Origin of the sequence: Pseudomonas sp. NPDC087612, from assembly GCF_044743505.1 — a bacterium.
Classification (GTDB): Bacteria; Pseudomonadota; Gammaproteobacteria; order Pseudomonadales; family Pseudomonadaceae; genus Aquipseudomonas.
The window spans coordinates 1-23,990 of sequence record NZ_JBIUWO010000016.1; the positions used below are offsets into that span (position 1 = coordinate 1).

Consider the following 23,990-nt stretch of genomic DNA (forward strand, 5'->3'; position numbering starts at 1 on the left):
AGCTCTTATTTTTTAAATGGGTTTATGAAAAACCGCCCCCCATCCCGGGCTGTTTTTTTTTTTTGCTTTTTGCTTCCGGGGGGTGGGGGGTGGCCCCGCTATCGTTTTCTCACACCAAAATGGCAGGGGGGGCAACCCCCGCTCCCACCCAGCCCACCCCATCCAGCCATCCCCACCAAGCGCATTCATCTATTCATGTGCGCTGCCGATACATTAAGGCACAATGCCATTATTGATCTGCCGGGTCGGAGATTACCCTTGTTTCGTTTATCCGCTGTACGCCTGAGCCACTTCCTGCCATCGGTCTGTTTGCTGGTGTCGGGGCTCGCGGCCGCTTATGTGAGAGACCTCAGCGTCTTTTTCACCTCACTGTTCAATGTCCTGCCTACTCTGGTCCTGTTGCTCGGCGGCGCCTATTGCGCCGTGTACCGTCGTCAGCGCGAACTGTTTCTGATGCTCACGGTGTACATCGCCTACTTTCTCCTCGACACCCAGACCGACTTCTACCGCGACAACGGTCGCGTGCGCGAAGACGCAGCGGTGGTGTTCCACCTGGTTTGCCTGCTGTTGCCGCTGATGTTTGCTCTGTATGGCGCCTGGCAGGAGCGTACCCATCTGTTTCAGGACATGGTCGCGCGCTTCGCCGTACTGCTGGCCGTGGGCAGCGTCGCCCTGGGCCTGGAGCAGAGTTTCCCGCAGGCGCTGCTGAGCTGGCTGGCGGAGATCCGCTGGCCATCGCTGCATGGCCAGTGGATGAGCCTGATCCAGCTGGCCTACCCGGTGTTCTTCTGCGCCTTCATCCTGCTGGTGGTGCAGTACCTGCGCCAGCCACGGCCGTTGCATGCCGCGCAGTTGATCGGCCTGATCGGTATCTTCTGGATGCTGCCCAAGACTTTCATCCTGCCGTTCACCCTGAACATCATGTGCAGCCAGGTGATGCTGATGATTGCCGCAGCGGTGTCCCACGAGGCTTATCAGATGGCCTTCCGCGATGAGCTGACCGGCTTGCCCGGCCGCCGCGCGCTCAACGAACGCATGCAGCGCCTGGGGCGCAACTATGTGCTGGCGATGACCGACGTCGACCACTTCAAGAAATTCAACGACACCCATGGCCACGACGTCGGTGACCAGGTGTTGCGCCTGGTGGCCAGCAAGCTGTCCAAAGTTACCGGCGGTGGTCGGGCCTATCGCTATGGCGGTGAGGAATTTGCCGTGGTGTTCGCCGGCAAGAGCATCGAGGAGTGCATGCCGCACCTTGAGGCCGTGCGCGAGGTGATCGCCAACTACAACATCCAATTGCGCAATCAGGACAGCCGCCCCCAGGACGACCAGCAAGGGCGCCAGCGCCGCGGTGCGTCGGCGGCCTCAAGCGTTTCGGTGACCATCAGTATCGGCGTCAGCGAGCGTCTGGCCGATCATCGCTCACCCGACGAAGTGCTCAAGTCCGCCGACCAGGCCTTGTACAGCGCCAAAGGTGCCGGGCGTAACTGTGTCGTCGCCTACGGTGTACAGGCCAAGCGTGGTGCCGTACGCATGGCGTGACCGAAATAGACTATACAGTCGCCAGATGACCCTATGTGTCACAAAAGTTGTTCGGTTACACTGCTTGCATAACAGTGATGCGGCCTACGGGCCGTCCCCGACTCTAGTGTGAGAGGTAGCCATGGCTGACTATAAAGCGCCCCTGCGCGATATGCGCTTCGTCCTCAATGAAGTCTTCGAGGTGTCCAGGCTCTGGGCGCAGTTGCCGGGCCTGGCCGAAGTGGTCGACGAAGAAACCGCGCTGGCGGTGCTCGAAGAAGCCGGCAAGGTCACCAGCAAGAGCATCGCGCCGCTGAGCCGCAGCGCCGATGAAGAAGGCTGCCACTGGGACAACGGTGCGGTGAGCACCCCGGCCGGTTTCATCGAGGCCTACCAGACCTACGCCGAAGGCGGCTGGGTGGGCGTCGGTGGCGACCCGGCCTACGGCGGCATGGGCATGCCCAAGGTGATCTCGGCCCAGGTCGAGGAGATGGTCAACTCGTCCAGCCTGGCGTTCGGCCTGTACCCGATGTTGACTGCCGGTGCCTGCCTGTCGATCAACGCCCACGCCAGTGAAGAGCTCAAGGAAAAGTACCTGCCGAACATGTACGCCGGTATCTGGGCCGGCTCCATGTGCCTGACCGAGCCGCACGCCGGCACCGACCTGGGCATCATCCGCACCAAGGCCGAGCCTCAGGCGGACGGCAGCTACAAGGTCAGCGGCACGAAGATCTTCATCACCGGTGGCGAGCACGACCTCACCGAGAACATCATCCACCTGGTGCTGGCCAAGCTGCCGGACGCCCCTGCCGGGCCGAAGGGCATTTCCCTGTTCCTGGTACCGAAGGTCCTGGTCAATGCCGATGGCAGCCTGGGCGCGCGCAACCCGGCCACTTGCGGCTCGATCGAGCACAAGATGGGCATCCAGGCCTCGGCCACCTGCGTGATGAACTTCGATGAAGCGGTCGGTTACCTGGTCGGCGAGCCGAACAAGGGCCTGGCGGCGATGTTCACCATGATGAACTACGAGCGCCTGGGCGTTGGTATCCAGGGCCTGGCCTCGGCCGAGCGCTCCTACCAGAACGCCATCGAATATGCCCGCGACCGCCTGCAGAGCCGCTCGCCAACCGGCCCGCAAGCCAAGGACAAGGTCGCCGACCCGATCATCGTCCACCCTGATGTGCGGCGCATGCTGCTGACCATGAAGGCCCTCAACGAAGGGGGGCGTGCGTTCTCCACCTATGTGGCGATGCAGCTCGATACCGCCAAGTTCAGCGAAGACGCCCAGACCCGCAAGCGCGGTGAAGACCTGGTGGCCTTGCTGACGCCGGTGGCCAAGGCATTTCTCACCGACCTCGGCCTGGAGTCGGCGGTGCATGGCCAGCAAGTGTTCGGTGGCCACGGTTACATTCGTGAGTGGGGCCAGGAGCAACTGGTGCGCGATGTGCGCATCACCCAGATCTACGAAGGCACCAACGGCATCCAGGCCCTCGACCTGATGGGGCGCAAGGTGGTTGGTAGCGGCGGCGCGCTGTACAAGTTGTTCGCCGACGAGATCCGCCACTTCACCGCCAGTGCTGGCAGCGAGCTGGGCGAATTCGTCAAACCGCTGAATGCCGCCCTCGACAACCTCGACGACCTGACCGCCTGGGTGCTCGACCGGGCCAAGAGCAACCCGAATGAAATCGGCGCGGCGTCTGTTGAATACCTGCAGGCGTTTGGCTATACCGCTTATGCCTACATGTGGGCATTGATGGCCCGTACCGCCCTGGCCAAACAGGGTGAGGACGACTTCTACGCCAGCAAGCTGGGCACCGCACGCTTCTATTTCGCCCGTTTGCTGCCGCGGATTCACTCGCTGAGCGCTTCGGTCAAAGCCGGTAGCGAGTCGCTGTACCTGCTGGATGCGGCGCAGTTTTAAGCGTAATGGTTGTTTGTAAGCATTCTCTTACATGACGTGGTGACTTTTCGCCTCTATCGGAAGATTGGATCCACAGTTAATCTTCTCACATGGACGTAGCGCAGGAAGCGCAAAGTACAGAACACGGACACGAAGGATTCCTGCCAGGATGGCGGGGCGAAAAGGATGTCAGGGAAACAGTCTGCAAAGCCCCGCTTCGGCGGGGTTTTCTTTTGCCTGCGATTTGACCTCAGCCCAGTACATCCAGCGGCGACACGCCGATCTGGCGCGGGTCGGCTTCTTCTTCCAGCAGGTTGCGCAGCAACTCCACCGAGGCTTGCTGGCGCTGCGCATCGCGAAACACCAGGCCGATCTTCAGCGGCACCCGTGGTTCGCTCAATGGCTTCCACAGCAAGTCCTGGTCATCTTCGACCACTTCCTTGGCGCGCCCGGGCAGTACCGTTGCCAGCGAGGTGTGCGCGAGGCTGTCGAGAATCCCGCCCATGTTGTTCATTTCCGCCTGCACTTGCGGGCGCCGGCCGAGGTTGGCCAGTTGCGACTGCCAGATCTGCCGCACCTGAAATTCTTCGCCGAGCAGCAGCATCGGCAATTCGGCGGCCTGCTTGAGCGATACCTTCTTGAATTCGCGCAAGGGGTGGGTGTTGGGGATGACCAGTTGCAGCTCGTCTTCGTACAGTAACAGCCCATGCAGGCCGGGCTGGCGCGGCGGCAGGTAGCTGATGCCGATGTCCAGGCTGCCATTGAGCAGGCGCCGCTCGATCTCCAGCCCCGAGAGCTCATAGATCTGCACCACCAGATGCGGCTGCGCCTTGCGCACCCGGTCTAGCAGTTGCGGCACCAGGCTTGGCCGCACGGTTTGCAGCACGCCGATGGCCAAGGTGCGCAACGACTGGCCCTTGAAATTGCGCAGGGCCTCACGGGCCCGCTGCAGGCCATCGAGCAAGGGCAGGGCGTGGTTGTACAGGGTGTGCGCGGCCAGGGTCGGCAGCAGGCGCTTGTTGCCGCGCTCGAACAGGCTGACATCGAGGTTCTGTTCAAGCTGGCGGATCTGCTGTGACAGCGCCGGTTGCGACAGCGACAAGCGCTCGGCGGCCCGGCCGACGTGGCCCTCTTCATACACCGCGACGAAATAACGCAGTTGGCGAAAATCCATAAGTAATACTTATCAAAAATGCTCGAAAAACCAAATGGCCGTTAGCCGCCAAGAAGCCTAGTCTATCCCGTATTCACAAGGTTTACAGGGCCAGAAGGCGCGATGAATACCGTGTATGTGGATGGCGTTTACATAGGCAAGGCAAAAAACCTCGGGCATGGCTTGTTGACTGATATCGATAAGCAGGAGGTTGCAAGACGCTTGTGGTTATGGCCGCAAGGGTTGGGTAACGACGAACACGGCGACCCACGCTTTCATACCGGCCCCGAACGGGCCTTGCACCACTACCCGGCCGAGCATTACGCCTGGTGGCGGCAACGTTATCCACAGATCGACTGGCGCGCCCCGGGTTTTGGCGAAAACCTCTCGACCCACGGCCTGGATGAACATCAGGTCTGCCTGGGCGACATGTTCCGCTGGGGCGGGGCGCTGCTGCAGATCAGCCAGCCGCGTTCACCGTGCTATCGCCTGAGCCATCGCTGGGGTTTGCCGAACCTGCCGCAACAGGCCCAGGACAGTGGCCGCTGTGGCTGGTTCTACCGGGTGCTCAGGCCTGGTTTCGTCAGCGCCGACGAGCCTTTTGAACTGATTCAACGCAGTTATCCGGGCCTGACCGTGGCCTGGGCGCTACGCACTTTTTACCGTGAACCTCTGGAGCATGCAGGTTTGAAAAAGCTGGTGGATTGTCCGGCCCTCTCGTCTCGCTGGCGCGATATCGCCATCAAACGCATGCGCACCGGTCAGGTCGAAGACTGGACCGCGCGTTTGCTTGGCCTGCCGCTTGAGGGGCTGCGCGCATGAACCTGTTCAACCTGCGCCGCCCGGCTCCGGTCGTGGCCGAGCGCAAGATCGCTCCTGCCGTTAATCAACCTGTAGACGCCCAGTCGCGTGAATACCTGATGCCAGCGGTAGCGCGTGCTCCCCAGGTGTTCGTCCGCGGCCAGGGCTCGTGGTTGTGGGACAGCGAAGGCCATGCGTATCTGGACTTCACCCAGGGCTGTGCAGTCAACAGCCTCGGCCACAGCCCCAGCGTGCTGGTCAAAGCCTTGGGCAGCCAGGCCCAGGCGCTGATCAATCCGGGTGCCGGTTTTCATAACCGCGGCCTGTTGAATCTGGTCAACCAACTGTGCGAAAGCACTGGTAGCGATCAGGCCTATCTGCTCAACAGCGGCGCCGAAGCCTGTGAAGGGGCGATCAAGCTGGCGCGCAAATGGGGCCAGCTGCATCGCAACGGCGCCTTCCACATCATCACCGCCAGCCAGAGCTGCCATGGCCGCAGCCTGGGCGCGTTGTCGGCTTCCGACCCGTCGCCGTGCAATCGCTGCGAGCCGGGGTTGCCGGGCTTCAGCAAGGTGCCGTTCAACGACCTTGAAGCGCTGCACGCGGCGGTCGACTCGCGCACCGTGGCGATCATGCTCGAACCGATCCAGGGCGAAGCCGGGGTGATTCCGGCGACCCAGGCGTACCTGCAGGGCGTCGAGCGGCTGTGCCGCGAGCTGGGCATCCTGCTGATTCTCGATGAAGTGCAGACCGGCGTCGGCCGCTGCGGGGCGATGCTCGCCGAACAGCTGTACGGCGTGCGTGCCGATATTCTCACCCTCGGCAAGGGCCTGGGTGGCGGCGTGCCCTTGGCGGCCCTGCTGGCCCGTGGCAGCGCCTGCTGCGCCGCGCCCGGCGAGCTGGAAGGCAGTCACCATGGCAATGCACTGATGACTGCGGCAGGCCTGGCGGTATTGCAGACCGTGCTGGAGGTGGGCTTCTTCGAGCATGTGCAAGATTCCGGGCGGCACCTGCGCGATGGCCTGAGCCGGTTGGCCGGCCGCTATGGCCAGGTCGAGGTGCGTGGCCAGGGGCTGCTCTGGGCGCTGCAACTGAGCGAAGACAATGCGGGTGAGCTGGTCCAGGCTGCCTTGCACGAAGGCCTGCTGCTCAATGCCCCGCAAGCCGACGTGTTGCGCTTTTCGCCGGCACTGACGGTGAGCAAGGGCAACATCGACGAAATGCTGTTGCGCCTGGCCCGGGCCTTTGCCCGCGTGCATGCCGCGCAGCAGAACCAGCGACGCGAGGCCACGGCCTGATCAATACATCGCGTTAACGAATTTTCCGAACCGTCTCGCGTTCCTGCGCATCGCCCCGGGCCTGTTGTTTTTGGCTTGGGGCGTTTTTTTGTCTGCTGCCAACGAGTGGAACCCTGGTGCCGCGCTAGAGTCAGTTCTAGTACATCTTTGAAGGGAGCTGCCCAATGGATTTTATTCGCATCATCATCGCCATTCTCCTGCCGCCGCTGGGTGTGTTCCTGCAGGTCGGCTTCGGCGGCGCCTTCTGGCTGAACATCCTGCTGACGTTGCTGGGGTACATTCCGGGCATCGTGCATGCGGTGTATATCATCGCCAAGCGGTGAGGCCAATCGCGGGTCAAGTCGGGTCGCGATAGCGATCTAACTGCCCTCCAGCACCCGCCGATAGAACTTCCATTCCTCTTCCAGCGCATGCGCCAGGTTGCTCGCGGTACGAAAACCGTGACGCTCCGATGGGTAGAAATGCCCTTCGGCGCGAATGCCGTTGGCTTTCAATGCATCCAGCATCGAACGGGTCTGTTCCGGCACCACCACGGCATCCAGCTCACCCTGGAAGAAGATCACCGGCACCTTGATGTTGGCGGCGTGCAGCAACGGCGTGCGCTGCTGGTAACGTTCGGCGTCGACTACCGGGTCGCCGATCAGCCAGTCCAGGTAATCGCCTTCGAATTTGTGCGTGGCACGGGCCAGCGCCTGCGGGTCGCTGACGCCGTAGAGGCTGGCACCGGCGCGGAATACATCATGGAACGCCAGGGCACAGAGGGTGGTGTAGCCGCCAGCGCTGCCGCCACGGATGAACGCGCGCTGCGGGTCGATCAGCTTGCGTTCGGCCAGGTGCCTGACCACGGCGCAGGCATCTTCGACGTCAATCTCGCCCCAGCGCAGGTGCAGGGCCTGGCGATAGTCGCGGCCATAGCTGCTGCTGCCTCGGTAATTGAGGTCGGCCACGGCAAAACCGCGCTGGGCCCAGTACTGGATGCGCGGGTCGAGCACCGGGTAGCAGGCCGAGGTCGGCCCGCCATGGATGAACACCAGCAGTGGCGGCTGCGCCTCACCGTTCATGGCCGGGTAGAAGAAACCATGAGCGAAACCATCGCCACTGGGGTAGCGCAGGGCCTGCGGGCGGCTGATGCGTTCGGCCGGCAGCGGCAAGGCACCGCCTGCCAACACCTGCACCTGATGATTCTGGCGGTTGATGGCGATAACCGCAGGTGGGCTGATGGCCGATGCGGCAATGGCATAGATGTGCTGCTCGTCGAGGTCGAGACAGCGGAAGCGGTTGTAGTTCGCGCTGTAGTCTTCTACCGAACCATCGGAATGACAGATGCCTAAGCGGCTGAAGCCGTTGTCGAACCAGCTGGCCAGGTAGCGTTGCTGATCCAGCGCCAGCCAGGTGCTGGCGCCCAGTTGCCAAGGCGCACCGGCATGGTCGGCAGCGGCGGCCGGCAATGCGCTCCAGCCTACGGTGGTTTCGCCCCAGGGCTGCCAATAACCGTTGCGGTCGGACAGGCAATACAAGCGGCCGCCGGCATCAAAATGCGGTTGCTGCAGGGACTGTTGCGGGCCTTGTTCACCGGCGATACAGCGCGGTGTGCTCCAGCGGCCATCGGCCTGGCGCTGGCAACAGAGCAAGCGGGTTGCGGTCCATGGTTGCTCGGGGCGGCTCCATTCTATCCAGGCCAGGCGCGAGCCATTGGCGCTGAGGGTGGGCGCGGCGTAGAAGTCGGCGCCTTCGGCCAGTACTTCACGGCTGCCCTTGGCAATGGCCACCAGGCGATGCTCGACCGCTCCGGGTCCATGGCTTTCTTCCACTGCCAGCACCTGGCCATTGGCCCAGCGCAGATCGCCGTAACGTTTGACGCCCTCAGTCAGAGGTTGCGGCGATCCGCCGTCGAGGTTCTGGGAGTAGAGCTGTTGGTCGGCCTCGTTGACAAACACCAGGCCATCGTCGCTCAGGCAGAAGCTGCCGCCACCGTACTCATACACCCGGCTGCGCACGCTGAAGCCATTGGGCGTCAGGCAGCGGGCCTGGCCATCGCGCCAGTGCCAGATCCGGCAGGCGCCGTCGCTGGGGCGAAACTCATTCCAGAACAGGCCCTGGGTGGCAACCCGAAGCTCGGCAAAATCGGTACCGGCGGCGACCGCCTGTTCGGCGCTGAAACGCTCAGCCGCGGACAATGACACGGGAGTTTCGCTCATTACGGAAGGTCAGCTCATCGATGGTCTGGTGGGCATGCTCGGCGTCTTCACGCGCCTTGAGGATGATGCCGTGTTCAGCCGACTTGGCGCAAACCGGGTCGGCATTGCTGGCATCGCCGGTCAGCATGAAGGCCTGGCAGCGGCAGCCACCGAAGTCTTTCTCTTTTTCGTCGCAGGAGCGGCACGGTTCGGGCATCCAGTCATAACCACGGAAGCGGTTGAAGCCGAACGAGTCGTACCAGATGTGCTGCATGCTGTGCTCGCGCACATTGGGAAACTGCACCGGTAACTGCCGGGCGCCATGGCAGGGCAGGGCGGTGCCGTCCGGGGTGACGGTGAGGAACACGCTGCCCCAGCCGTTCATGCAGGCCTTGGGGCGCTCTTCGTAATAGTCCGGGGTGACGAAGATCAGCTTGCACGGGTTACCGGCGGCCTGCAGTTTGGCCCGGTACTCGTTGGTGATGCGCTCGGCGCGTTCTAGCTGGGCGCGGGTTGGCAGCAGGCCGACGCGGTTCAGGTGCGCCCAGCCATAGAACTGACAAGTGGCCAGTTCAACGAAGTCGGCTTCCAGGGCCACGCACAGCTCGATGATGCGGTCGATCTTGTCGATATTGTGCCGATGGGTGACGAAGTTCAGCACCATCGGGTAGCCATGGGCTTTTACCGCGCGGGCCATTTCCAGCTTTTGCGCGAAGGCCTTCTTCGAGCCGGCCAGCAGGTTGTTCACCTGCTCGTCGCTGGCCTGGAAGCTGATCTGGATATGGTCCAGCCCGGCCTCTTTGAAGGCGGCGATCTTCTGCTCGGTGAGGCCGATGCCGGAGGTGATAAGGTTGGTGTAGTAACCCAGGCGCCGGCCCTCGCCGATCAGTTCGGCAAGGTCCTGGCGCACCAGCGGCTCACCGCCGGAAAAACCCAGTTGCGCGGCGCCCATTTCCCGCGCTTCGGCCATCACCTTGAACCACTGCGCGGTGCTCAGCTCCTGGCCCTGGGCGGCGAAGTCCAGGGGGTTGGAGCAGTACGGGCACTGCAGCGGGCAACGGTAGGTCAGCTCGGCGAGCAGCCACAGCGGCAGGCCGACGTCAGGTTTTGCCGGCAATTCAGGCAAGGCTGATCCAGTGTTCGGCACGGGCCACCTCCATGAACTGCTCGATGTCGTCACCAAGTTCAGGTACGCCAGGGAACTGCTTGTCCAGCTCGGCGATGATCGCGGCGACGTCACGCTGGCCGTCGATCAGCCCGCCGATCAGCGCAGCGCTGTCGTTGAGCTTGATCATTCCTTCCGGGTACAACAGCACATGGCCCTTTTGCGCCGGCTCGTACTGGAAGCGATAGCCCGGGCGCCAGGCCGGAACTTGCGCGCGATTAAAACTCATAGGGCGATTCCTTTGTGCCAGACCCTTTCGCTGGTGACACTGTGATAGGGCGGGCGGTTCAGTTCGTAAGCCATGCTCATGGCATCGAGCATGCTCCAGAGGATGTCCAGCTTGAACTGCAGGATCTCCAGCATGCGCTGCTGGCCTTCAACTGTAGTGTAGTGCTGCAGGGTAATCGCCAGCCCATGCTCGACGTCACGCCGGGCCTGGCCCAGGCGGGTGCGGAAGTACTCGTAGCCGGCCGGGTCGATCCACGGGTAGTGCTGCGGCCAGCTGTCGAGCCGCGACTGATGGATCTGCGGGGCGAACAGCTCGGTCAGCGAGCTGCTGGCGGCCTCTTGCCAGCTGGCGCGGCGGGCGAAGTTGACGTAGGCATCCACGGCAAAACGCACGCCAGGCAGCACCAGTTCCTGGGAGCGCAGCTGCTGCGGATCGAGGCCGACCGCCTGGCCCAGGCGCAGCCAGGCTTCGATGCCGCCGTCTTCGCCAGGGGCGCCGTCATGGTCGAGCAGGCGCTGAATCCACTCGCGGCGGATTTCGCGGTCCGGGCAGTTGGCCAGGATCGCGGCGTCTTTCATCGGGATGTTGACCTGGTAATAGAAACGGTTGGCCACCCAGCCCTGGATCTGCTCGCGGCTCGCGCGGCCTTCATACATCGCCACATGGTAGGGGTGATGAATGTGGTAATAGGCACCCTTGGCGCGCAGGGCCTGTTCGAATTCGGCGGGGGACAGCGGTTTGGCGTCGCTCATGTCGGCTCCTAGAGGGTGATGCTCATGCCGTCGAAGGCCACTTCGACGCCGCGGCGTACGCATTCGGCGCGTTCGGCCGAGTCCTCATCAAGAATCGGGTTGGTGTTGTTGATGTGGATAAGCACCTTGCGCTGGCGCGGGAAGCCTTCCAGCACCTCGAGCATGCCGCCCGGGCCGTTTTGCGCCAGGTGGCCCATCTCGCGGCCGGTGCGGGTACCGACACCGCGGCGCTGCATTTCATCATCCTCCCAGAGGGTGCCGTCGACCAGCAGGCAGTCGGCGTCGCTCATCATCTGCAACAATTTGCCGTCGACCTGGCCCAGGCCCGGGGCGTAGAACAGCTTGCCGCCGGTGCGCAGGTCTTCGACCATCAGCCCGAGGTTGTCACCCGGGTGTGGGTCGAAGCGGTGCGGAGAGTAGGGCGGTGCGGCGCTACGCAGCGGGAAGGGGGTGAAGCGCAGGTTCGGACAGGCATCGATGACGAAGCTGCCTTCGAGCTCGATGCGCTGCCACTGCAGGCCACCGTTCCAGTGGCTGAGCATGGTGAACAGCGGGAAACCAGTGCTCAGGTCCTGATGGACCATGTCGGTGCACCAGACCTGGTGCGGGCAGCCTTCGCGCAGGCTGAGCAGGCCGGTGGTGTGGTCGATCTGGCTGTCGAGCAGGACGATGGCATTGATGCCGGTGTCGCGCAGGGCGCGGGCCGGCTGCATCGGGGCAAAGCTTTGCAGCTGTGCGCGGATGTCCGGCGAGGCGTTGCACAGCACCCAGTGGATGCCGTCGTCAGACAGGGCAATCGATGACTGGGTGCGCGCCGTGGCGCGCAGGCTGCCGTCGCGAAAGCCTTTGCAGTTGGCGCAGTTGCAGTTCCACTGGGGAAAACCGCCACCGGCGGCGGAACCTAGAATCTGGATGTACATGGCCACTCCTGCCGCGTCCTGAAATAAAAACGCCCCGGCGGGCCGAGGCGTTGTACCGCAAGCAGGTTCAGCGGCTTGCGAAATACATGGTCACTTCAAAGCCGATACGCAGGTCAGTGTAAGCAGGTTTGGTCCACATGGGATTACTCCTTCCGGATAGGTCTGGGGGTTGTCAGCTACTTATTTAGTCCACCCTCCAGGTGAGGGGTTCCATAGCCAAGATTGCGCTATCTTACTAAAAAAATACGGACCGAATGGTTAAATCTAAGATAAACGCCGTTACCGGGACGGTAAGAATCGCCTGCATCAGTGCCAGTTTTCGCTGGGCGCCGGGCCGTTGGCCAGGCACAGCCAGCCGTGTTCGGCCTGGCTTACCTGGCGGGCCAGGTGCTGCAGTTGCGACGTTTCGACCGCCAGGATCGCCGCTTGCAGATCGCTCAACTGCGGCTGGCGATGGCCGGCCAGATGCGCCTGCCAGGCCCATTCGGCCACCTCGTTGTTGGTCATCGCCGCTTCGTCGAACTGGGCGGCGAGGGCCTGTTTATCTGCAGGGTTGCCGCTCAGTGTGGCGGGCAGGTTATCGAGCAATGCCTGGATGTGCCCGATGATCTCGGTATGGCTGGCCGATGGCGACTGCACGCCAAGCAACAGGCCGTTGCAGCCCTCGATCTGTCGGAAGGCGCTGAATACCGCGTAGCCCAGGTTCAGTTCGACCCGCAGGCGCTGATAGAAAGGCCCTTGTAGCTGCTGGGCAAACAGCCGGCCTGCGGCTTGGTCCTCGATCGGGCAGAACAGCAGCAAGGCCTGTTCACTGGCCGCTGGCGGTAGCGTTTGCCAGCGCCGCACAGGTTCGATTGTGGTCGGCAGATGCCTGCCATCGCACCCTGGCATTGCGCTTAGGGCCTGGTTCAGCGCCGATTGCTGGCTGGCACTGAAGCCGGTCGAAAGTCCAGTCCAGGTTGAATGCTCCCACAACGCATCCAGATCGCTCTGGCTGATTATGCAGGCTGGCAAGGGCTCGTCGACGCGGCGGCCTAGTAGTTGCTCCGGCAACTGCCTGAGCAGAGCGCGGATCGGCATGGTATCGGGCTGCTCGGCAGCGCCAGTTGTCCAGCTCTGGCTGGTCGGCTGCCGCAGGATGGCCAATGTCTGTTCAATCACTGCGCCCACCACGGTGCCATTGCCGGCGCAGCGCAACTGCCAGTATTTGTCGCAGGCGCTCAATTGCACTTGCACCCCAGCCTGCGCAGCCTGTTCACTCAGGGCCTGCAGCGCCCGATCAAGTACCTGCCACAGGCGCCCACGCAAGGCTGAGGTGAGCTGCCAGCGCAGGTAGACCACACCATGCTCGCGCGACGGCGGTAGCAGGGGAGAGGCAGTCAGGCCTTCGGGCGCGGTGGTTACTGAGAGGGTCTGCTCCTTCACGTTCAGCAACGGATTTACAGTGGGTAACTGCCAGGCATGGCTAGGCGGTTTTACCTGGCCGGCGAGCATTGTTTCGAGCAATTGCTCAAGCGCAGCCAAGCCTTGCGCGTCCAGCGCTTCGAAGCGTTGCCCGGTGCTGTCCCGGCGTGCCAGCTCCAGCGCGCTGGCGGCAAGTTCGCGACAATGCTGCAAGCGGGCGTATTCGTGGTTGATGCTGCTCAGGTCCGCCGTGCGGAAAAACGCCAGCCAGTCAGTCAACAGCGCCTGGACCTGCGTGGCATCAGCCGTGTCGTTGAGCTTGAAGCCCGCATGCAGCAGCGTCTGGCCGGCAAAGCTGTACAGCGAGGAAAACGCGAAGTGCGCCAGCCAGCCCCGCGCGCGCAAGGTCGCCGGCAAGCCGCCGGGCCGGGTGTCGCTCAGCCAGGTAGCGAGAAAATCGACTGCCTGCTCAAAACCTGTGGGGAGTTGCTCGCACGGGTACAGCACATCCAGTTGCCGTTCGTTGTGCATCAACAGCGCAGCCCGGCTATAGAAGCTCGGTGGTAGCGATTGCTGCACTTTTGCCCCGCGACTGAACACCTGGCCGAAGCGATTCGCCAACGCCTGCAGTTCGTCGAGGCTTTGTGGCCCGCTCAGGCTCAAGGTGATTTGCCCGGCCTGGTAGAAGCGCTGGTGAAAGCCGCGCAACGCCGCCTGGAACGCCGGATTTTGAACCTGCAGGCTGTAGCGGTTGCCAGCTTGGAACGCGCTCAGCGGATGTTCGCTGCCCGCAGCCTGAAGCAAGGCAAACTGGTGCTGCGCTTGTGGATTGCGCGACCAGGCAATGAACTCGGCATGGATCACTTCCCGTTCGCGCACTTGCCGCTCAAGGTCGAACTGCGGCTGTGCGAGCATCTGGCACAGTCGCTCAAGCCCCCCGGCAAAAGCCGCGGGCGGTACTTCGAAAAAGAACTCGGTGCTGCGTTCACGGGTGCTGGCGTTGACCTGCCCGCCGTGGTGCTGCACATAGCGCATCAGGCCGTCGTCCAGGGCGAAGCGTTGATTGCCGAGGAAGAACAGATGCTCGAGAAAGTGTGCCAGCCCCGGCCACGCCGGTGGCGCGTCATGGCTGCCGGCCGCTACCCGCACAGCCGCCGCACAGCGTTTTAGCTGTGGTGCATGGCGCAGGGTGACCTGCAGGCCATTGGCGAGGGTCAGGTTGTGCAGGGCGCTGGGCATGACGACTCCGGGTACAGGCGAACCGTCATGCTAGCGGATTATTGCCGCGCCGTGCTGTAGAGCTCGGGGCGCAGGTCGTGCAGGTAAGGGTTGTTGGCCCGCCCTTGCTGCACTCGCTGCAGGTCGAGGTCGGCGCTCAGCAGCGCGCTGTCACGACCGGCCATGGCCAGGATGCTGCCATCCGGGCCAACGATGCTGCTCTGCCCGCAGTAGTGGATTTCGCTTTCGCTGCCGCAGTAGTTGGCGTACGCCAGGTAGCACTGGTTCTCGTAGGCGCGGGCGCGCACGGTGACCTGGGCAATGAAGTCGAAGGGCACCATGTTCGCCGTCGGCACCAGGATCAGCTCGGCACCGGCCAGGGCCAGGCGCCGGGCGTTTTCCGGGAACTCGATGTCGTAGCAGATCAAAAAGCCCAGGCGCCAGCCGTTGAGCTCGACCACCGGAAAGTGATCGGGCCCCGGGCTGAACATCGCCCGGTCGAGGCCACCGAACAGGTGGGTCTTGCGGTAGTTGCACAGGCTGCTGCCGTGGGCGTCGATCAACTGCACGCTGTTGAAGATCTGCCCGTCCTCGGCCAGTTCCGGGTAGCCGTAGGCAATGGCGATGCGGTTGCTCTGGGCGATCTCCACCACGGCCATGGCCGAGGGGCCGTCTTCGGCTTCGGCCAGGCGCGCAACGGCTTCGCTGCCGATGTTGTAGCCGCTCAGGAACATCTCCGGGCATACCAGCAGTTCGGCGCCGCGGGCAGCGGCCAGTTGCGCCTGCTGGTGCAGGCGCTCGAGGTTGCCGGACAGGTCCAGCGGTTGCGGTTCGCCTTGGAACAGGGCGATGCGCATGGCGATTCTCCCGTCAGTCGGCCAGGGCGATCGGGCCGATTTCATTGAATACGTCGCCCGGGCCTGGGTTGTCCGGGTGGGTCTGGCCACCGAAGTGATTGATGATACCCCACACCGCATTGAGCGACGTTTGCACCGCGCCTTCGACCCAGGCCGGGGTCCACGACACATCGTCACCGGCAATGAAGATGCCGCGCTGCTCGGCCGGCATGTCCTGCTGCATGAAGTGCGCGTACATGCGCTGGTTGTAGCGGTAATGGCCGGGCAGGGCGCCCTTGAAGGCGCCGAGGAAGTGCGGGTCGGCTTCCCACGACACGGTGATCGGGTCGCCGATGATGTGCCCGGCGATATCGACTTTCGGGTAGATCTTCTTCAGCGCATCGAGGGCCAGCTTGACGCGCTTTTCCACTGGGTGCGGGAGCATTTTCAGCGCATCGCTCATCCACGAGTACGACAGGCAGATCACCCCCGGCTTGTCGTCGCCGTTGTCGAACAGGTAGGTGCCGCGGGTCAGGCGGTCGGTCAGGGTCATGCTCATCAGGTCGCGGCCAGTATCTGGATCCTTGTCCTTCCAGAACGGCCGGTCGACCATGACGAAGGTCTTCGACGACTGCATGTAGCGGGTGCGGTCCAGGGCCATCCACATCTTCTGCGAGAACAGCGATTCTTCGCACTCGATCTGGGTGGTCAGCAGCCAGCTCTGGCAGGTGGTCAGCACCGCGGCGTAGTGGCGGGTGTCGCCCCAGGTGTCGGTTACCGCCAGGCGCCCGTCGCTGTCGCGGGCAATGCTTTTCACCCCGGCACGTGGCGCGCCGCGGTGTAGCGAGCTGAGGCTGGTGCCGGCCGGCCAGTGCGCGCAACGCTCCGGCACATGGCGCCAGATGCCCAGCGGCACTTGCTCGACGCCGCCAACTACCAGGTGCTGGTGATCGTCGCAGTTGGTCATCACCACGCGGAAGATTTCCAGCATCGAATTGGGGAAGTCCGAGTCCCAGCCACCGGTGCCGAAACCGACCTGGCCGAACACCTCGCGGTGCAGGAAGCTGAGCTTGGCGAAGGCTTTTGAGGTGGCGACGAAGTCGTAGAAGGTGCGGTCGTCCCACAGCGGTACCAGGGTGTTCCACAGCTCCTTGAGGCGCGGCACATCGCGGTCGCGGATGGCTTGCTGGATGTCGCCGAAGCGGGCGCCGTCTTCCAGGGCATCGGCCCAGGCGTCGGCAACCTCCTGGAACAACTTGGGCAAATCGGAGAGTTTTTCCGCGTAGTGGGTCTGGCCTTCGAGGTCGATTACCGTGCTGCCCGACGCAGGGGTCAGCGGGTTGGGAAAGGGCTTGGTTTCAAGGCCGAGCTTGTCGACATAGTGGTAGAACGCCGTCGACGACACCGGAAAGCGCATGCCACCCAACTCGGCGATGATCCCGTCGCTGCCTTCGAAGGCTTGCGAGCGCAGGCGCCCACCCATTTTCGAAGCTTCGTAGACCACAGGCTTGAGGCCCAGCTTCATCAGCTCGTAGGCCGCCACCAGCCCGGCGATACCGGCACCGACAATCGCCACTTCCTCTCCATGGCGCGCCGCCGGGATGCTACCCAAGCCGGCCGGGTGCTCGATCCAGTCGTCAAAGGCAAAAGGAAAATCCGGGCCGAAAATGGTGATGGGTTTCTTGCCGTCGGCGGGGTGACGATTGTTCTTGTTCATAAGTGACCTTGCCAGGCGCTGCGCGGGGTGCGGAGCTTGAGTATAGAAAAAACACTGGCGGTCATTTTAGGGGGTGGGGGTTACGTAATTAAGATGCAGAGTGTCGTCGTTATGATTTGATGTAAGTCATTTTGACGATACTGATTGGCTAAATGACGAGTCAGGCCAGCGCAGCCAGGTGCTCCACGGTTTCAGGGAATTTTTCTACCAGGCGAATCAGCGTCATTGCCTGGGCATTGGGGCGAGCCCGACCCTGTTCCCAGTTTTCCAGGGTGCGGGCATTGGTGCGCAGGTACATGGCAAATACCGCGCGAGACATGTTCAGGTGTTCGCGAATAGCCACAAGCTCCTCCGCCGAGACGTCCATCAACTCGGCGAGCTGTACTTTGTGCGAGCGCAGGGTCAGTTTGCCCTGGCGCTCCTGGGCAAGGGCATCGAAGCCTTCGTTCAGTTCGGAAAAAATATCACGTTTCATTTTATCTCCTCGCTTCGATTTCCAGATCGAGCATCTGTTTGAGCGAATGGCGTTGCGCAGGGATCAGGTCATCCAGGTAGTCACTGCGATAGCGCGCAAAGGCCGGTAATTCGACGAAAAGTGCTTCCATGCTTTGTACGTTACCTGCGTATAGTTTGTGTTTATCAAGCCTTGCCGTCAAGCGACGGGCCTGTAACCAGCCTATACGTGCAGCCGCGATGCATCCGGGGGGATGATTGCCTGGTGTGTCAAACCGGCTGTCCGCGATCCACCTTGCTGCTGAGGATGATCGAGGTGGTGGTTTTTTCCACGCCTTCAACGCTGCCGATCTGGTCGAGCAACTGGTCCAGTTGCTCGGGCGAGTCGCTGCGCAGCCAGGCGACGTAATCGAATTCGCCACTGACCGCGCACAACTGCTGCACCTGGCCCATGGCGCTCAGGCGCCGCACCACGTCCTTGCCCGAACGCGGTTGTACCTTGATCCCGACATAGGCCTGCAGGCCACCATCGATCAGGCGCTGTCCCAGGCGCACGCCGTAGCCGCTGATGACCTTGGTCTTTTCCAGGCGGGCCAGGCGCGAAGTTACCGTGGTGCGCGCGATACCCAGTTGCCGGGCGAGCGTGGCGACGCTTTCACGGGCGTTGATCTGCAGCAGCGAGATCAGTTGGCGATCGATTTCGTCGAGGGCGACGGGGCGGCTGTCGGACATGGGCACTCTCTGGCAAGAGCCGCTTTGCGCGGCTCATGGAATAAGCGCGATAGCCTATCCATTGCCCTCACCCTGGGGCAAGGCGTCTGTGCTCAGCGCGCCTTGAAGCAGTGCTCGGCCTGGGGGAAGCTGCCGTCGCGTACTTCCCGGGCATAGGCGGCCAATGCCTGGGCAATCTGCGGCTGAAGGTCGGCAAAGCGTTTGACGAAGCGCGGTTGGTATTCACCGAACAAACCCAGCAGGTCCTCGGTGACCAGCACCTGGCCATCGCAGGCAGGCGAAGCGCCGATGCCGATGGTGGGGATTGTCAGCTCTTCGCTCACACGGCGTGCCAGGGGTTCGGCGATGCCTTCGAGCACCACCGAAAAGGCACCGGCGGCCTGCATGGCCAGGGCGTCCTGGCGCACTTTGGTGGCGCCCTGGTCGTCGCGGCCCTGGGCCTTGAAACCTCCCAGGCAGTTGACCTGTTGCGGCATCAGGCCGACATGGGCCATGACCGGAATCCCACGGCGGGTGAGGAATTCCACGGTCTCGGCCAGCTCTTCACCGCCCTCAAGCTTGACGCCCTGGGCACCTGTCTCGCGCAGCAGCCGGGCGGCGCTGAGGAAGGCCTGTTCGGGTGAGGCCTGATAGCTGCCAAAGGGCAGGTCGATGACCACGCAAGCGCGCTGGGAGCCGCGCATCACTGCCTGGCCATGGGCAATCATCATCTCCAGGCTGACTCCCAAAGTGCTGGGCAGGCCATACAGCACCATGCCCACCGAGTCGCCGACGATAATCACGTCGGCTTCGGCATCTACCCAACGCGCCATCGGCATGCTGTAGGCGGTCAGCACCACCAGGTTGCCAGCGCCCTTGCGTTGCTGGATGGCGGGCACGCTCAAACGGTTTTCACGCACATGGCTGCTCATCGGTCTCTCCTTGGGTTGTTCAACGAAGCCGGGCGCAGGCTACCATCGGCCTTCGTCGGCTCACTTGAGCAAAGGAGACAGGCATTGCCGCCAATGAGACAAAGCAGTGAAGTACCGCCGTTGCCGGACTTCCAGCAACTGCCGGGGCCGGTTTACCGGCGCATGTTTGCTATTCCGGCCGGCCATCGCGTGCAAATGCACAGACACCCCTGGGTGCAGTTCACCTACGCCAGCGCCGGGATCATGCAAGTGGTCACCGAGCAGCACAGCTACCTACTGCCGCCGCAATGTGCGTTGTGGATACCGGCGGGGGTCGAGCACACCGCCTACAGCGACCAGACCATCGAGTTTCGCGGGCTGTACCTGGATGACTCGCTGCTCAATGGCTACCAGCGTCCTTGCGGTGTGGTGCAAGTCACGCCGCTGGTACGCGAGCTGATCGCCAAGGCCAACAGCTTTGCACCGCAATACCCTGCCCAAGGCGCCCAGGCGCGGCTGTTGCAGGTGCTGGTCGATGAGTTGCGCGAACTGCCCGAAGCGCCGTTCGGCCTGCCGCTGCCCAGTGATCCGCGCCTGCGCCGAATCAGCGAAGCCTTGCAGGCCAACCCGGCCGACAACCGCAGCATTGAAGACTGGGCGCAGCAGGTGGGGGCTTCGCGGCGCACCCTGGTGCGGTTGTTCCAGGCCCAGACGCAGTTGTCGTTCAGGGAATGGCGCCAACGCTTGCGCCTGTTGGCGGCCTTGCCGTTGCTGGCGCAAGGCATGAGCGTCACGGCGCTGGCCAATGAGCTGGGCTACGACTCGGTGTCGGCGTTCATCGCCTTGTTCCAGCGTCACTACGGCAAGACCCCGGGCTTGTGGGCGGCAGAATTGCGCAGCTGACAGCGGGCACAAAAAAACCGCGCCATGCGCGGTTTTTTGTTTGGTGGGCCCAGCAGGACTCGAACCTGCGACCAAGGGATTATGAGTTGCTGGACTAACCGTTATGGCTAACAAAAGCACCCAAAGCTAAGCGAAGCCTAGCACAGCTAGACGCCCTGTATAACGTGGTATTGGGCGTAGTTTGGAGTAGCTAGGTCAAGCTAGCCACTGTACCGTGATTGTACTGATTCCTAGGATAGGTGGACTTCCCAGTATCAACGGAAGTCACGATGCCACACCACATCGCTCCCCTTGGGCATTACTGATAAAGCTAGGCGCCAAAGCATCATCGATGGATTCAAAATCTGAGCTGCTGCGGAAGCTGAAAACTCAGTAGGTCGGAGGCTGCACTTCAGCACCGAGGTCTGTTCCAGAATTGGACAATTCAGTCCATGTTCTGAAAGATCAAGAGTAGAAGCGCATAGCTAGGAGTTTGTGTAGGGGCAGCGCGTAGCACTTCCCCATCGAAGAAACTAGTGCTTTCCAAAGTTTCTATGGGAAAACATGATGTTACGTTGGTAAGTGCTCTGCAATTATTCCAACGATTACTTTGGATTTGCTCACCTTCAATATGTTTTCATGATGTGTGCTTGGCCGAGCATGAAAGTGAATTCTGCCTTTATTGTAAGTTATCTTTGAATGCCACTCGCACACTAGAGGTGTGCCATTGATATCAATTTTTCTTCTGCTCATAGCTTGAGCATTGGCATGGGTATTAGGGCTTTCAGGGGAAATATCTATTCCTTTACTTGCTGCTAACTGGATAATGTGAGCCGGCAGGTCATTGCTAAAATCGATTGTGGCATGATCATTCAGGTAAGATAGGTGGTCGATAATTGTTTCGGTATGGTCTCGATACGAAAGGCCCATTCGTTTCAAGCTGTCAATGTCCGCATGAAAATGAACGTTGGGAAACATAATCGAGCTCAGCCTCTCAAGCTGCTCTGTAAGCAGGTTCATTTTTATGAATAGTCTACGCGTGGCGGAAGTCAAACTTGTCAAGTTGTTGACTAGGCACATAGTTTCTTCCTGCCACCATTCCATGGCTCGATGATCTACAGTAGATACGCATCCCCCGATATTGGCTCTTGCCAATTCTATATTGCCTGTTTCCAGTGGTCGTCCATCTTGCAGGCTAGAAGCCTTCTGAGCAGCGATGTCAAACATCAAGATGGCGTCACGATAATCACCATCAGCATAATGGGCATAAAGGAGGTTGGCGAATGTTTCTCCGTTGTGGTTGAATGAGTGGTAATCATGAATGCAATGAAGGCTGAGTTCTTCGTTAGACGTAATTTCATCCAGCGCTTCAGCGATAGCCTTGAATGCTTGTATATTGCCTGGTAAGTTTTCTAGGCTGCTTGCGATAGCTTGTTCATCCATGAAAAAATCCATCAAGCCTTCCCCGATACTAATGCTCTAAGGTTTTTTGCGTGTTGGTCAAAGAAACCATCCGGCCAACGATCAAGTTTTCCGTCGGGTCTGAGAGTTACCTGCTCGGCGATAGTTGATTGGGATGAATTCTTTGTAAAGAAATAAATCTTTATTTGGTGTGATAAGATGTTCTGCTTTGTTTTGGCCGCTAGTCTAATCCCATCGAGAACGTGATCGCTATGAGTTTCGATAATAACTTGGACGCCGGAAAATGCGGCCATGGCGGCCAGTACGCCTAAACCTGTTTGGCCTCGAGGATGCAAATGGGCTTCAGGATTTTCTAAAATTAGACATGCTCCAGAATCTGATATGCGCCGGAACCAGTGCGATACCCGTGGATCAGAGTCGTCCACCAGGCTCGCAGGCATAGTAAGAAGACCGAGAACTAAAGGAAGCGCATAACTAATGCCGTAACCAGAGTTTGTAGGGCGGAAACCGTCCACTGATAGGTGGGACATATCAAATTTTTCTTGAACGCCATAGTCTAATCGTATCCCTGGAGCGATATCGCTCATCCACCAATTAAGTTGAGCCTTAAGAGTATTCCCTTGCGCATCCGGATGCCTAAGGGCGTCTGGAATGATACATCCTTCCATGAGCGCTGCGAAGTGTGCAGAGTACTCACCGTTCTGTCCTATAGAGAGTGAAGATATATCGTCTCCAATAGTGGGTAATCCGACTCTTGGACCAAACCTATCTGCTGAGATGAACTGTGTTAGCGGGGCCAATTCCTTGCCGATGTGGTCGAAGGAATTTTTTGAAATAGATAGCGAAATTTCTCTGCCGTCTTCGGTAAGCGCCCCAACTTGTATTTCTTCAGTAGTGCCAGCTTGTCGAGAGCGAAGTTCGGCGTAACCACCAAGGCCAGTGATGTACGGGCCGCCGGCGGTGTGTTCTGAAAGGCACATTCTCAATGCTTGGATGGCGGTGCTCTTGCCTGTATTGTTCAATCCTGTAAAAACAGTTAAGTTTCCAAGCTCCAGTTGCTGGAATTCAAAGGATTTAAAGTTTTTTATGGCTAGGTGGCTAAGCATCTTGGTATCCCCTTAGAAGATTTATAATTTTTGTGTATCTGTCCCTGACTCCGGACGGTTCACTCCCGTATTTGCCAATGGCTTCTGAGAAGTCGTCGTCCTTCAATGTTTCATCATATTCTTTGAGGAATGTTGTTTTGAATTGTAGTATGTTTTCATAGGTGCTTGTTTTTAATCGTGCAAGCAGAACCATCCATACTTCAAATAAAGATTTATTGATAGGGGTTTTTCTCGAGGTTCCTGTGGATCTCCTGAATGCATGTTCGCCAAAAAGCTCATGACTTCTAGTTAGTGCTTTTCTGAATGCTTCAGTTAGGTTTGATCTATTATAAGGTGTTCTGACCTCTATTGTGCATTCCTTGTTAATGTGTCTCATTGTGTCGGCGAGAAATTCATCCATGTCGCCAGTGAATTCAGATTTATTCCTCAAGTAGAACGATACAAAACGAAGTACTAGTTCTCTTCCGGCCATTCGGTCGTCTTTGACAGTTTTGCCTAATACCTTTTTGTATATGGGGTCTTGGACAAGATCTCTCAATAGATCGGAGGCCTCGCCTTGGTACAGTGCGTGCCGAATTTCTTGATTAGAAAGGCGCATGCCTCCAGTGTTGATTCGTTTGAATATATTGCGTTTTACTTTTTCTGGTGTGTCTGGATTGATGATTGTGAATGAAAGCTCAGCTTCCATTATGTTATTAATTACTCGTGCTGCTTTAATTTTATTTTCAATTGTGTAGAAGTCTTTTCCGTCGAACGAGGCGCTCCAAAATTCTAGGCCTTTTAGCTTGAAGCCTTTGCCGTCATCATCCTCGCCAAGAATGAAGTCTTTTATAGTGTTTAAACGTTGGAGGCCATCAACAACCTCCCAGCGACCATCTTTATCCTCCGATACATAGAACATCGGAAGTGGAATGCGCAACATCATTGACTCTATGAGCAGGCTTTTACGCTTGATGTCCCACACGAAATTCCTTTGGAAGTCGGGTGCTAGCTGGATGGTTCGGTTACGAATTCGTCTAAGTACTGTGTCTAAGGCAATAATTTTAGACGAAAGAGATATTGAGGCGGGGTCAAAGGGCTCACCGGTCTGGAACTGTTCCTCTTCCGGCTCACTCTCAACTCCTGAACCTACTCCTTCCTCTGCAAGATCTTCTTGAATCACAGCCATTGGTGAATCCTATAATGTTTAATATTGTCCGGCGTTGTACAGTTTACGCTGCCCTTCAGGGTGTTCACACGCATGACCCTCTATTCTAACCAATAACAGGTCTGTCACTACATCGCCTGTATGTATTTGAGCATGCGCCGGGTGGGTAGTTGAAGCCTCCCAGGGCGCCCTCAAGACTCATGGAGCTCGATACGGGCTGTCCCAGGCAGGGGTAGCTTCGGGGGTAGAGATTCCATTCGTAACGCC

Annotated in this window: 22 protein-coding genes and 1 pseudogene; 6 read left to right on the plus strand and 17 right to left on the minus strand. The window is 60.1% G+C overall.

Annotation, left to right across the window (positions count from 1 at the left end):
• The first annotated feature begins 258 nt into the window (after positions 1-258).
• A complete protein-coding gene (locus tag ACIOVF_RS26175) occupies positions 259-1,542 on the plus strand; it encodes a diguanylate cyclase (protein ID WP_045199217.1) in 1,284 nt (427 codons plus the stop codon).
• Positions 1,543-1,663: 121 nt separating this feature from the next.
• Complete coding sequence (locus ACIOVF_RS26180) at positions 1,664-3,442, plus strand: acyl-CoA dehydrogenase C-terminal domain-containing protein (protein WP_045199219.1); 1,779 nt, start codon at positions 1,664-1,666, stop codon at positions 3,440-3,442.
• Between the two features lie 229 nt (positions 3,443-3,671).
• Here ACIOVF_RS26180 and ACIOVF_RS26185 read toward each other — a convergent pair whose 3' ends face one another.
• Positions 3,672-4,595, minus strand: a complete 924-nt coding sequence (locus tag ACIOVF_RS26185; RefSeq protein ID WP_045199221.1) for a LysR family transcriptional regulator — start codon at positions 4,593-4,595, stop codon at positions 3,672-3,674.
• 102 nt (positions 4,596-4,697) lie between these two features.
• Between ACIOVF_RS26185 and ACIOVF_RS26190 the strand changes: the two genes are divergently transcribed.
• From ACIOVF_RS26190 to ACIOVF_RS26200, 3 genes are all read left to right on the plus strand, one after another.
• On the plus strand, positions 4,698-5,396 hold the full coding sequence (locus ACIOVF_RS26190) for an MOSC domain-containing protein (RefSeq protein WP_045199223.1): 699 nt from the start codon (positions 4,698-4,700) through the stop codon (positions 5,394-5,396).
• On the plus strand, positions 5,393-6,673 hold the full coding sequence (locus ACIOVF_RS26195) for an aspartate aminotransferase family protein (protein ID WP_045199225.1): 1,281 nt from the start codon (positions 5,393-5,395) through the stop codon (positions 6,671-6,673). The genes ACIOVF_RS26190 and ACIOVF_RS26195 overlap by 4 nt, the downstream gene beginning before the upstream one ends.
• Before the next feature lie 164 nt (positions 6,674-6,837).
• Positions 6,838-6,996 (plus strand): YqaE/Pmp3 family membrane protein, encoded by a 159-nt coding sequence (locus tag ACIOVF_RS26200; RefSeq protein ID WP_003177654.1) that lies wholly within the window; start codon positions 6,838-6,840, stop codon positions 6,994-6,996.
• Positions 6,997-7,032: 36 nt separating this feature from the next.
• Here ACIOVF_RS26200 and ACIOVF_RS26205 read toward each other — a convergent pair whose 3' ends face one another.
• From ACIOVF_RS26205 to panB, 13 genes and pseudogenes are all read right to left on the minus strand, one after another.
• Complete coding sequence (locus ACIOVF_RS26205; RefSeq protein ID WP_401293660.1) at positions 7,033-8,871, minus strand: S9 family peptidase; 1,839 nt, start codon at positions 8,869-8,871, stop codon at positions 7,033-7,035.
• Positions 8,837-9,997, minus strand: coding sequence for a pyrroloquinoline quinone biosynthesis protein PqqE (pqqE, locus tag ACIOVF_RS26210; RefSeq protein WP_045199232.1), 1,161 nt, complete (start codon positions 9,995-9,997; stop codon positions 8,837-8,839). Before pqqE ends, ACIOVF_RS26205 begins: the two co-directional genes overlap by 35 nt.
• Positions 9,969-10,244 (minus strand): pyrroloquinoline quinone biosynthesis peptide chaperone PqqD, encoded by a 276-nt coding sequence (gene pqqD, locus ACIOVF_RS26215; protein ID WP_045199234.1) that lies wholly within the window; start codon positions 10,242-10,244, stop codon positions 9,969-9,971. Before pqqD ends, pqqE begins: the two co-directional genes overlap by 29 nt.
• Positions 10,241-10,996 carry a pyrroloquinoline-quinone synthase PqqC gene (pqqC, locus tag ACIOVF_RS26220; RefSeq protein ID WP_045199236.1) on the minus strand — a complete coding sequence of 252 codons (756 nt, stop codon included), beginning with the start codon at positions 10,994-10,996 and terminating at the stop codon, positions 10,241-10,243. Before pqqC ends, pqqD begins: the two co-directional genes overlap by 4 nt.
• An 8-nt stretch (positions 10,997-11,004) precedes the next feature.
• On the minus strand, positions 11,005-11,916 hold the full coding sequence (gene pqqB / locus ACIOVF_RS26225) for a pyrroloquinoline quinone biosynthesis protein PqqB (protein ID WP_045199237.1): 912 nt from the start codon (positions 11,914-11,916) through the stop codon (positions 11,005-11,007).
• A 67-nt stretch (positions 11,917-11,983) separates the two neighbouring features.
• Positions 11,984-12,055 (minus strand): pyrroloquinoline quinone precursor peptide PqqA, encoded by a 72-nt coding sequence (gene pqqA / locus ACIOVF_RS26230; RefSeq protein WP_008365141.1) that lies wholly within the window; start codon positions 12,053-12,055, stop codon positions 11,984-11,986.
• 167 nt (positions 12,056-12,222) lie between these two features.
• The gene (pqqF, locus tag ACIOVF_RS26235; RefSeq protein WP_401293665.1) at positions 12,223-14,559 is read right to left on the minus strand and encodes a pyrroloquinoline quinone biosynthesis protein PqqF; all 2,337 of its coding nucleotides are present in this window, start codon (positions 14,557-14,559) and stop codon (positions 12,223-12,225) included.
• A 38-nt stretch (positions 14,560-14,597) separates the two neighbouring features.
• A complete protein-coding gene (locus ACIOVF_RS26240; RefSeq protein WP_401293668.1) occupies positions 14,598-15,395 on the minus strand; it encodes a carbon-nitrogen hydrolase family protein in 798 nt (265 codons plus the stop codon).
• Between the two features lie 13 nt (positions 15,396-15,408).
• On the minus strand, positions 15,409-17,091 hold the full coding sequence (locus ACIOVF_RS26245) for an NAD(P)/FAD-dependent oxidoreductase (protein ID WP_045199243.1): 1,683 nt from the start codon (positions 17,089-17,091) through the stop codon (positions 15,409-15,411).
• A gap of 160 nt (positions 17,092-17,251) precedes the next feature.
• Positions 17,252-17,566: a DNA-binding transcriptional regulator gene (locus tag ACIOVF_RS26250; protein WP_045199246.1), complete on the minus strand. Its 315-nt coding sequence runs from the start codon at positions 17,564-17,566 to the stop codon at positions 17,252-17,254.
• Positions 17,567-17,633: 67 nt separating this feature from the next.
• A pseudogene (locus tag ACIOVF_RS26255) lies at positions 17,634-17,747 on the minus strand (toxin); the annotation flags it as partial.
• 67 nt (positions 17,748-17,814) lie between these two features.
• The gene (locus ACIOVF_RS26260) at positions 17,815-18,276 is read right to left on the minus strand and encodes an Lrp/AsnC family transcriptional regulator (protein WP_038998420.1); all 462 of its coding nucleotides are present in this window, start codon (positions 18,274-18,276) and stop codon (positions 17,815-17,817) included.
• Positions 18,277-18,368: 92 nt separating this feature from the next.
• The gene (panB, locus tag ACIOVF_RS26265; RefSeq protein WP_401293672.1) at positions 18,369-19,187 is read right to left on the minus strand and encodes a 3-methyl-2-oxobutanoate hydroxymethyltransferase; all 819 of its coding nucleotides are present in this window, start codon (positions 19,185-19,187) and stop codon (positions 18,369-18,371) included.
• A 93-nt stretch (positions 19,188-19,280) separates the two neighbouring features.
• Here panB and ACIOVF_RS26270 point away from each other — a divergent pair, with 93 nt between their 5' ends.
• Entirely contained in the window at positions 19,281-20,069 is a 789-nt protein-coding gene (locus ACIOVF_RS26270) for a helix-turn-helix domain-containing protein (protein ID WP_045199254.1), read from the plus strand.
• A gap of 549 nt (positions 20,070-20,618) precedes the next feature.
• Here ACIOVF_RS26270 and ACIOVF_RS26275 read toward each other — a convergent pair.
• From ACIOVF_RS26275 to ACIOVF_RS26285, 3 genes are read right to left on the minus strand one after another with little or no spacing between them, the layout of a single operon-like run.
• Positions 20,619-21,491: a hypothetical protein gene (locus tag ACIOVF_RS26275; RefSeq protein WP_401293675.1), complete on the minus strand. Its 873-nt coding sequence runs from the start codon at positions 21,489-21,491 to the stop codon at positions 20,619-20,621.
• A gap of 11 nt (positions 21,492-21,502) precedes the next feature.
• The gene (locus tag ACIOVF_RS26280; RefSeq protein WP_401293678.1) at positions 21,503-22,576 is read right to left on the minus strand and encodes a DUF3696 domain-containing protein; all 1,074 of its coding nucleotides are present in this window, start codon (positions 22,574-22,576) and stop codon (positions 21,503-21,505) included.
• The gene (locus ACIOVF_RS26285; protein ID WP_401293681.1) at positions 22,569-23,744 is read right to left on the minus strand and encodes a DUF262 domain-containing protein; all 1,176 of its coding nucleotides are present in this window, start codon (positions 23,742-23,744) and stop codon (positions 22,569-22,571) included. Before ACIOVF_RS26285 ends, ACIOVF_RS26280 begins: the two co-directional genes overlap by 8 nt.
• Positions 23,745-23,990 lie beyond the last annotated feature (246 nt).

Coding starts and splice junctions, on each gene's coding strand:
- ACIOVF_RS26180 (WP_045199219.1), top strand. CDS start 1,664: ATGGCTGACTATAAAGCGCCCCTGCGCGATATGCGCTTCGTCCTCAAT.
- ACIOVF_RS26185 (WP_045199221.1), bottom strand. CDS start 4,595: ATGGATTTTCGCCAACTGCGTTATTTCGTCGCGGTGTATGAAGAGGGC.
- ACIOVF_RS26190 (WP_045199223.1), top strand. CDS start 4,698: ATGAATACCGTGTATGTGGATGGCGTTTACATAGGCAAGGCAAAAAAC.
- ACIOVF_RS26195 (WP_045199225.1), top strand. CDS start 5,393: ATGAACCTGTTCAACCTGCGCCGCCCGGCTCCGGTCGTGGCCGAGCGC.
- ACIOVF_RS26200 (WP_003177654.1), top strand. CDS start 6,838: ATGGATTTTATTCGCATCATCATCGCCATTCTCCTGCCGCCGCTGGGT.
- ACIOVF_RS26205 (WP_401293660.1), bottom strand. CDS start 8,871: ATGAGCGAAACTCCCGTGTCATTGTCCGCGGCTGAGCGTTTCAGCGCC.
- pqqD (WP_045199234.1), bottom strand. CDS start 10,244: ATGAGTTTTAATCGCGCGCAAGTTCCGGCCTGGCGCCCGGGCTATCGC.
- pqqC (WP_045199236.1), bottom strand. CDS start 10,996: ATGAGCGACGCCAAACCGCTGTCCCCCGCCGAATTCGAACAGGCCCTG.
- pqqB (WP_045199237.1), bottom strand. CDS start 11,916: ATGTACATCCAGATTCTAGGTTCCGCCGCCGGTGGCGGTTTTCCCCAG.
- pqqF (WP_401293665.1), bottom strand. CDS start 14,559: ATGCCCAGCGCCCTGCACAACCTGACCCTCGCCAATGGCCTGCAGGTC.
- ACIOVF_RS26240 (WP_401293668.1), bottom strand. CDS start 15,395: ATGCGCATCGCCCTGTTCCAAGGCGAACCGCAACCGCTGGACCTGTCC.
- ACIOVF_RS26245 (WP_045199243.1), bottom strand. CDS start 17,091: ATGAACAAGAACAATCGTCACCCCGCCGACGGCAAGAAACCCATCACC.
- ACIOVF_RS26250 (WP_045199246.1), bottom strand. CDS start 17,566: ATGAAACGTGATATTTTTTCCGAACTGAACGAAGGCTTCGATGCCCTT.
- ACIOVF_RS26260 (WP_038998420.1), bottom strand. CDS start 18,276: ATGTCCGACAGCCGCCCCGTCGCCCTCGACGAAATCGATCGCCAACTG.
- panB (WP_401293672.1), bottom strand. CDS start 19,187: ATGAGCAGCCATGTGCGTGAAAACCGTTTGAGCGTGCCCGCCATCCAG.
- ACIOVF_RS26270 (WP_045199254.1), top strand. CDS start 19,281: ATGAGACAAAGCAGTGAAGTACCGCCGTTGCCGGACTTCCAGCAACTG.
- ACIOVF_RS26275 (WP_401293675.1), bottom strand. CDS start 21,491: ATGGATGAACAAGCTATCGCAAGCAGCCTAGAAAACTTACCAGGCAAT.
- ACIOVF_RS26280 (WP_401293678.1), bottom strand. CDS start 22,576: ATGCTTAGCCACCTAGCCATAAAAAACTTTAAATCCTTTGAATTCCAG.
- ACIOVF_RS26285 (WP_401293681.1), bottom strand. CDS start 23,744: ATGGCTGTGATTCAAGAAGATCTTGCAGAGGAAGGAGTAGGTTCAGGA.